Genomic DNA, 7,526 nt, shown 5'->3' on the forward strand with positions numbered 1-7,526 from the left:
CGGGGTGATGGGGCTGTCGCTCGCCTCGATCTTCCTGGTCTTCACCGGCACCAGCATCGCCCGCACCTTCTTCATCACCGCGGCGATGTTCGGGGCGACCAGCCTCTACGGCTACACCACCAAGCGCGACCTCTCGAAGATGGGCTCGTTCCTGGTGATGGGCCTGATCGGCCTCGTCATCGCCAGCCTGGTCAACATCGTCCTGGCCTCGAGCGCGCTGCAATTCGCGATCTCGCTTATCGGCGTCGTGATCTTCACCGGGCTGACCGCCTACGACACCCAGTCGATCAAGGAGCAATATGCCGAGAACTGGGGTGAGGAAGCCAAGTCCAAGCTCGCGGTGTTCGGCGCCCTGTCGCTCTACCTGAACTTCATCAACCTGTTCCAGATGCTGCTGAGCCTGACCGGCGAGCGGGAATAGGCCACGAGCCGCCCAACAGGGACGGACCCTCGACTTGACGCCCGCCAGCCTCGCGAGAGGTGGGCGGGTTTTTTTCTGATGGTGGCAAATTTGCTTTAAAATCTTGATCCCACCCTCGATCTCATCCTGAGGTGCCGGCGATCGGAGATCGCAGACTGAAAGGAGCCTCGAAGGAGGGCTCCAGATGCCGCTGCGTTCTCTTGACCCCTCCTTCGAGGTCAGTCGATCTTCGATCGACTGCGATCTCCGATCGCCGACACCTCAGGATGAGGTCGAGAGTGGGAGGCAGCATTCCTCGGCGCCCGGCCAGGGATCGTCCTCGATCGAGCGCCGTCACCCCGTACGTATTTGAGGCGCCGCGCCCCGCCCCCTTGACCTCGCGCCGCCCCAAGCCCCACACCGCGCCGCGAGAGGCGCCTCCCATGTCCGACATCCTGGTCATCGACAACTACGATTCCTTCACCTGGAATCTCGTCCACCTGATCGGGCCGCTCGCCGGCGCGATCGAGGTCGTGCGCAACGACGCGATCACCGTGGAGGACATCCGCCGGCGCGCCCCCGACGCCCTGGTGCTGTCGCCCGGGCCGTGCACGCCGAGCGAGGCCGGAGTGTGCCTCGACGTGGTGCGGGAGTTGAGCGACGAGATCCCGATGCTCGGCGTCTGCCTCGGCCTCCAGGCGATCGGCCAGGCCTTCGGGGGCGACGTGGTGCGGGCCCCGGCCCCGATGCACGGCAAGGTGTCGCGCGTGCAGCACCGGGCCACGGGGCTGTTTCGCGGCATCAACGGGCCGTTCGCCGCGACGCGCTACCACTCCCTCGTCGTCGAGCGCACGACGTGCCCGGCGAACCTCGTCGTGACCGCGGAGGCGGACGGGCTGATCATGGCGCTCGAACACGCCGAGCGGCCGGTCCACGGGGTGCAGTTCCACCCCGAGAGCATCCTGTCGCAGCACGGCGAGACGATGGTGCGCAATTTCCTCGACCTCGCCTCCGTCTGGAATGCCGGGGCCCGGAATGTCGGCGCCCGGGGTGACAAGCGCGGCCGAGATGTGCATTGACGGGACCGGCCCTTTAAGCCCGCGCTGAGATCAGGCTCGTTATCGTCATGGACTCGTTCAAGCCCTACCTGGCGAAGGTCGCCACGGGCGCCGCGCTGACGCGCGAGGAGGCGCGTCGCGCCTTCGACCACCTGCTCTCCGGCGAGGTGACCCACGCCCAGGCCGGCGCCTTCCTGATGGCGCTGCACGTCCGCGGCGAGGCTCTGGACGAGATCACCGGCGCGGCCGCGGCGCTGCGCGAGCGCATGACCCGCGTGGTCGCGCCCGAGGGCGCGGTCGACATCGTCGGCACCGGCGGCGATCACTCGGGCAGCTACAACGTCTCGACCCTGGCCTCGATCGTCACCGCCGCCTGCGGCGTGCCGGTGGCCAAGCACGGCAACCGCGCCGCCTCGTCCCGCTCCGGCGCCGCCGACGTCCTGTCGGCCCTCGGCGTCGGCATCGGCCTGACGCCGGACCATCTCGCCCGCTGCCTCGCCGAGGCGGGCCTGTGCTTCATGTTCGCCCAGGCGCATCATGCCTCGATGCGCCACGTCGCGCCGGTGCGGGTCGAGATCGGCACCCGCACGCTGTTCAACGTGCTCGGCCCCCTGTGCAATCCGGCCGGCGTGCCGGCGCAGCTGCTCGGCGTCTACGCCCCCTCGCTCGCCGAGCCGATGACCCGGGTGCTGGCCGAGCTCGGCAGCCGCCGGGTCTGGACCGTGCACGGCTCCGACGGCCTCGACGAGATCACCACCACCGGCCCGACCGCCGTGGTGGCGCTCGAGGACGGCGCGATCCGCCGCTTCACCCTCGATCCGCGGGAGGTGGGCCTGCGCCTCGCCCAGCCCGAGGAGCTGCGCGGCGGCGATCCGGCCCACAACGCGGCGGCCCTGCGCGCCGTGCTCGACGGCGCCCGCACCCCCTACCGCGACATCGGCGTCCTGAACGCCGCGGCCGCCCTGGTGGTCGCCGGCCGGGTCGAGAGCCTGCAGGACGGCGTCGCCCGGGCCGCGCAGGCGATCGATACCGGCGCGGCCCGCGCGGTGCTGGAGCGCCTGGCGGCCGTCTCCACCACGTGATCGGATCCGGGCCGTCCGCCCGGGCCGCTTTCCTGCTATACCCGATCGACCCCCGACATCCCCGAGGGGAGGCACGGCCTTGTCCGACATCGACACGACGCACCCGGAGGACGAGGCCCGGCCGCGCCCGGCCGACGTCCTCGCCCATATCGAGGCCTACAAGCGGCGCGAGATCGCGGCGGCGAAGCTGCGCGTGCCGCTGGCCGAACTCGAGAAGCGCGTCGCCAAGGTGGATCCGCCCCGGGGCTTCGCCGACGCGATCGCCGCGCATGTCGCGCAGGACCGCTTCGCGCTGATCGCCGAGATCAAGAAGGCCTCGCCGTCCCGCGGCCTGATCCGCGAGGATTTCGATCCTCCGGCGCTCGCCCGCGCCTACGAGGCGGGCGGGGCCACCTGCCTGTCGGTGCTCACCGACGAGCCCTCGTTCAAGGGCAAGCCCGAATACCTCACGGCGGCCCGCGCCGCCTGCTCCCTGCCGGTCCTGCGCAAGGACTTCCTGTTCGAGCCCTACCAGGTGGTGGAGGCCCGGGCCTGGGGGGCCGACTGCATCCTGGTCATCATGGCGAGCCTCGACGACGAGGAGGCCGCGGCCCTGGTCGAGACCGCCCATGACCTCGGCATGGACGTGCTGGTCGAGGTGCACGACGAGGCCGAGCTGGCACGCGCCATCCCCCTCGGCACGCGGCTTATCGGCGTGAACAACCGGTCCCTGCGCACCTTCGAGGTTTCCCTCGACAACGCGGTGCGCCTGAGCCCGCTGGTGCCGGCCGACCGGATCCTGGTCGGCGAGAGCGGCATCGGCGGCCATGCGGACGCGCAGGTGCTGGGCCGGGCGGGGATCCGCACGCTGCTCGTCGGCGAGAGCCTGATGCGCCAGGACGACGTGACGGCGGCGACGCAACGGTTGCTGTTCGGCGATCAGACCTGATCCGATGGAGCGGCTCGGATCTCCGCGGTCAGGAACCCGATCAGGGCGTCGTTGACCGCCTCCGGCTCCTCGTGCTGGAGCCAATGGGTCGCCTCCGGGACGTACCGCACGGCGCCCTGCGCGCAGAGGCGCAGGCTCTCGGCGGCGAGGCCGCGCTCGAGCGCCGTGTCGCGCTCGCCCCACAGCACCAGGACCGGCGGCCGGATCGGCCCGGGGGCGGGCTCCCGCGGCAGGCGCAGGGCCCGGTACCAGTTCAGCATCGCAGTGATCGCGCCTGGCCTGCGCCAGGCGGCGGAGTAGGCCGCCAGATCGTCCGGCCCGAAGGTGCCGGGGCGGCTCGACGCGGTGAGGGCCCGTTTCAGGGCGGCGCAGTCTCCGGCCCGCAGCAGGGCCTCCGGCAAGCCGGGCAGCTGGAAGAACCCCACGTAAAAGCTGCGAAGGGCCTGGCTCGGGTGGCGGCGGGCATAGGCGCCGAAGACGTCCGGGTGCGGCGCGTTCAGGATCGCCACCCTGTCGATCCGGTCGGGGAAGCGGGCCGCCGCCCACCATGCGACGAGGCCGCCCCAATCGTGCCCGACGAGACGCAGGCGCTCCTGCCCGAAGGCGTCGGCGAGGCCGATGACGTCGCCGGCGAGCCGGTCGAGGTGATAGGCGGCGAGGTCCCCGGGCCGGCTCGACTCGCCGTAGCCGCGCTGGTCCGGCGCCACCACCCGCAGGCCGGCGTCCGCGAGCGGGCCGATCTGGCGCTTCCAGCTCCGCCGCGTCTCGGGAAAGCCGTGCAGCAGCACCGTGAGCGGTCCGTCGGCGGGACCGGCCTCGGTGACGGCGAGGGTGAGGCCGCGAACCGGGATGGACCGGGTGATGTGGGCCGGGTTCACGGGATCGGGGGACGTCGTCACGGCACTCTCCCCAGGGGCGGCGGACGAGAGCGAAACGCCGGGGGGCGACACGGGGTCCCCGATCGGGGTCCGTGATGGAAGCGTTGCCACGACGCATCACCTGCGTCGTCAATGCCACGAAACGCCCAGCGGGCCCTTGCCAGCGATGCCGGCAGGGCCTAGCTTGGTTGGGCAACGCGGCGATGGCGTCGCGGCGTTGCTGCCCTCTTTGGGCGTTTCCTCCCTAGACTTGGGCCACACTTCGGTGTGGCCCTTTTTCTTAGGTGCGAGGCCTCCTGTCAACGGCCAAGCCGGCCCTGACGGCATTGATTTCACGTCGTTTCACGCATCGCCCCAGTTGCTTGGCATCGGCTTGCCCGAGCCGCGGCATTGCCGGCCGGCGATGTTCACCGTTCATCAAGCACGGGTGCGAATGCACACTGCACGGCCGCGCGTCAGGCCCTACACGGCAGCCAGTTACAGGACGGCGGAGGCTCGGCGATGATCAGGGAAAAACTCGACGACATCCGTTTCATCGCGACGCTCGCGGTCGTCGCGGTGGCCGGCAGCCTGATCGCCGGCCTGTTCGGCTGAACCGCATTTCGCGAGATCTGCCGGTCTGCTGTTCAGGCGCATCGCCGGCCTTGTCCGGCGTGCCGATTCATGACCCTGAGACGCCCGGGCGACCGCCGATCCGCTGACGGGAGCCGGTGCGCCTCGACCGCGAGGATGGCGGGCCCGCCGGGGCCAGATCAGGCGGCCGAGCGCCGTACCGGCCCGGCGGCAAAAAAGGGCGGCGGCGAGAAACCAGGCGAGGCCGAGCCAGAGCCCCTGGAGCACCGCGAGCAAGCCCGATCCGAGCACCAGGGCGCCGCGACCGAGGAGCGCGAGGACCGCGCGGGTGCGCCCACCCATCCCTTCCGACAGGCGGGCGACGCGGCGCAGGTCGTCGGCGTTCTCCGCCACCGACAGGGCCTGGAGAGTGCCGCGCGTTCCGAGCCGCGCCTGGATCCGGGCCGATTGCTCGCCGACGGTGCGCAGCTCGCGGAACGGTCCGGGGCGCAGCACCCCCGTGGCGCCCCGGCGCAGGGCCGTGAGATCGAGCCGGCCGGCCGCCGCGGCGGTCAATCCCAGAGCTTCCCGGTCGACGGCGGCGGCAGCAGCGCGGCCGAGCCGGGCCGCGAGCGGCCGCGACAGCTTGCCGGTGCGGGCCGCGAGCTTCAGCGTCGTGGTGCCGGCATGGACCGGCACGCTGGTGCCGAGGGACAGGACGGTCGCCCCGGTCAGCGCCAGCCCGGCGGCGGCGAGGCCGAGGATCAGCGGGTCGTAGGCTTCGCCGCGCGAGAAGCGCCCGCCCTCGCGCCACAGGTCGCGCAGGTCGCCATAGCCGACGAGATCCCCCGCCACCGCTCCGGCGAGGCCGGCCGGCCCGGCCCCCTCCCCGCTGACGAAGCCGGCGGCGGCCTCCGACAGCGCCCGGCGCGGGGCATCCGCGGCGAGCGCCGCCACCCGCGCCCGGCGGTCGGGCGAGACCGCCACGCCGCGCTCGTCCGCGAGTGCCAGAAAGCTGCGGGCGAGGTCGTCGTCGCCGGACGCCATCGCGGCGTCGAGCCCGGCCCCGATCCGTTCCGCATCGGCCATAGCGGGCAGTCGGAGCGCCGCCAGCGTCTCCGGGTCGTCGGCCGCCTCGCGCAGGTGCCAGGCCCGGTCGGCGGCCGGAAGCAGCACCGGGGCGGCCGCGGCGAGGCCGGCGGCCCCGAGGAGTAGGAGAGCCGCGGCCGTCGGGCGACGAGGCGGGTTCGGGGCATCGGTGTCCATCGCCCCGGTCCCGTCAATCCTGCTGCCGCGGTCGCCGCGGCGGGCGGGCCGCCATCGCGGCGGATGCGAGGGCATCCGCGGGTGCGGCCGGGGATGCCGCGGTCGGGCCCTCGGCGGAGGCGGCGGCCGGCTCGGCGGCGGGACCGGCCGCGGACTTGGCCGCTGACTTCGCACCGGCCCTGGGCCGTGCCGGCGCCTTGGCCTTCGGCTTCGCCGCCGGTGCGGAGACGGGCGCGAGAGTGCCGGCGAGCGCCATCAGGTGACGGCGATGGGTCACCGCCGGCGCGTCCTTGAGGTCCGGGTGGTGCTTGTCGAGGCGGGTCGCCAGGGCCTTCACCTCGGCATCCTTCAGCCCGTCGACGATCAGCGCCAGGGGCTGCGGGCCCAGGGCTTCGCGCACGGCGCGCAGGCCCGGGAGATCGAGGGTCTTGGCCTTCAGCTGCTTGGTCACCAGGGCGTGGGCGGCCTTGGTCACGTCGCTGCGGATCGCCGGGAAGGCCTCGGGTGCCTCCGCGATCGCGCACAAAACCGCGAGGCCGTCGATCTCAAGCGCCATCCAGGGCCTCCTTCAGCTCGGCCACCACGGGCGTGATCACCTCGCCGATCAGGTCGCGGGTGGCGTCGCGATACTTGTTGGCAAAGGTCTGATACTCGAGGGTCAGCGCGTTCGCCAGGGCGGCCGATTGCGGCACGCGGGTCCGGAACAGGCGGAAGCGCGCGTCGTCCGCCGCGGCGCTCGCCTGCAGGGTGGCGTAGGTGGTGGCCTGCTGCTTGGTGTTCTGCCAGCGGGTGATCAGGACATGCGGGGGCTTCTTGGGGGCCAGCATGCTCTCCGAGGCGCTGCCGACGCCCCAGATCGTCTCGTAGAACGCCTTCAGCCCGTAGGTGGACAGGAAATCCGAGATGCAGGCGACCACCACGAGGTCGCTCGCCCGGATCGCCACCTCGGTCATCGGCGAGATGCCGGGCGCGCAGTCGAACAGCACGTAGTCGTACTGTTCGCGCAAGGGTGCGAAGTCTTCCTGAAACAACTTCCACAGGTGGCCCTCGATGGCGTGCATCGAGTATTTGCGCTTGGTGAGCGCATAGATGATCTCGCGCTCGACGATGCGCAGCGACGGGCCGGAGGCGAGGAGCGAGATCGGCAGCGGCTCGCCGAGATGCGTGGTGCTCGAGACGTGATCGCGGATGAAGTCCGGCAAGGTGGCCTTGTCGCGGTCGACGATGCGCAGGCCGAGATAGTAGTCGAGGGTGCGTCCCCCGGTGATCATCTCGGCGAGGACGGCATCGCCGGCAAAGCAGACCGAGGCGCTCGCCTGCGGGTCGAGGTCGATCACCAGCACCGAGGCGCCGCCGGCGGCG

The 7,526-nt window shown here is 71.9% G+C and carries 8 protein-coding genes; 4 read left to right on the forward strand and 4 right to left on the reverse strand.

Features of this window, described 5'->3' with window-relative positions; all coding sequences use genetic code 11:
• The 4 genes from QR78_RS18935 to trpC form a co-directional block, all read left to right on the forward strand.
• Window positions 1–421 (forward strand): Bax inhibitor-1/YccA family protein (locus tag QR78_RS18935; protein ID WP_048429120.1); only part of this gene is annotated, 421 nt, incomplete at its 5' end.
• Window positions 422–843: 422 nt separating this feature from the next.
• On the forward strand, window positions 844–1,479 hold the full coding sequence (locus tag QR78_RS18940; protein ID WP_048429121.1) for an anthranilate synthase component II: 636 nt from the start codon (window positions 844–846) through the stop codon (window positions 1,477–1,479).
• A 47-nt stretch (window positions 1,480–1,526) separates the two neighbouring features.
• Complete coding sequence (trpD, locus tag QR78_RS18945; protein ID WP_048429122.1) at window positions 1,527–2,540, forward strand: anthranilate phosphoribosyltransferase; 1,014 nt, start codon at window positions 1,527–1,529, stop codon at window positions 2,538–2,540.
• Window positions 2,541–2,619: 79 nt separating this feature from the next.
• On the forward strand, window positions 2,620–3,468 hold the full coding sequence (trpC, locus tag QR78_RS18950) for an indole-3-glycerol phosphate synthase TrpC (protein ID WP_048429123.1): 849 nt from the start codon (window positions 2,620–2,622) through the stop codon (window positions 3,466–3,468).
• On the opposite strand, the gene QR78_RS18955 is transcribed toward trpC, so the two are convergent.
• The 4 genes from QR78_RS18955 to QR78_RS18970 form a co-directional block, all read right to left on the reverse strand.
• Window positions 3,459–4,367, reverse strand: a complete 909-nt coding sequence (locus QR78_RS18955; protein ID WP_425284127.1) for an alpha/beta fold hydrolase — start codon at window positions 4,365–4,367, stop codon at window positions 3,459–3,461. The two genes, trpC and QR78_RS18955, sit on opposite strands and share 10 nt — an antisense overlap.
• A gap of 456 nt (window positions 4,368–4,823) precedes the next feature.
• Window positions 4,824–6,164 (reverse strand): hypothetical protein, encoded by a 1,341-nt coding sequence (locus tag QR78_RS18960; protein WP_053220983.1) that lies wholly within the window; start codon window positions 6,162–6,164, stop codon window positions 4,824–4,826.
• Between the two features lie 13 nt (window positions 6,165–6,177).
• Window positions 6,178–6,720, reverse strand: a complete 543-nt coding sequence (locus QR78_RS18965) for a hypothetical protein (RefSeq protein ID WP_048429124.1) — start codon at window positions 6,718–6,720, stop codon at window positions 6,178–6,180.
• Window positions 6,710–7,526: ParA family protein (locus QR78_RS18970; protein WP_048429125.1), on the reverse strand; the 817-nt coding region annotated here is incomplete at its 5' end. The genes QR78_RS18965 and QR78_RS18970, both read right to left, overlap by 11 nt.

This window comes from Methylobacterium indicum (genome assembly GCF_001043895.1).
Classification (GTDB): domain Bacteria; phylum Pseudomonadota; class Alphaproteobacteria; order Rhizobiales; family Beijerinckiaceae; genus Methylobacterium; species Methylobacterium indicum.

Bases quoted from the DNA above. Each gene is read 5' to 3' on its own strand.
- QR78_RS18940 (WP_048429121.1), top strand. From the start codon at position 844: ATGTCCGACATCCTGGTCATCGACAACTACGATTCCTTCACCTGGAAT.
- QR78_RS18960 (WP_053220983.1), bottom strand. From the start codon at position 6,164: ATGGACACCGATGCCCCGAACCCGCCTCGTCGCCCGACGGCCGCGGCT.
- QR78_RS18965 (WP_048429124.1), bottom strand. From the start codon at position 6,720: ATGGCGCTTGAGATCGACGGCCTCGCGGTTTTGTGCGCGATCGCGGAG.
- trpD (WP_048429122.1), top strand. From the start codon at position 1,527: ATGGACTCGTTCAAGCCCTACCTGGCGAAGGTCGCCACGGGCGCCGCG.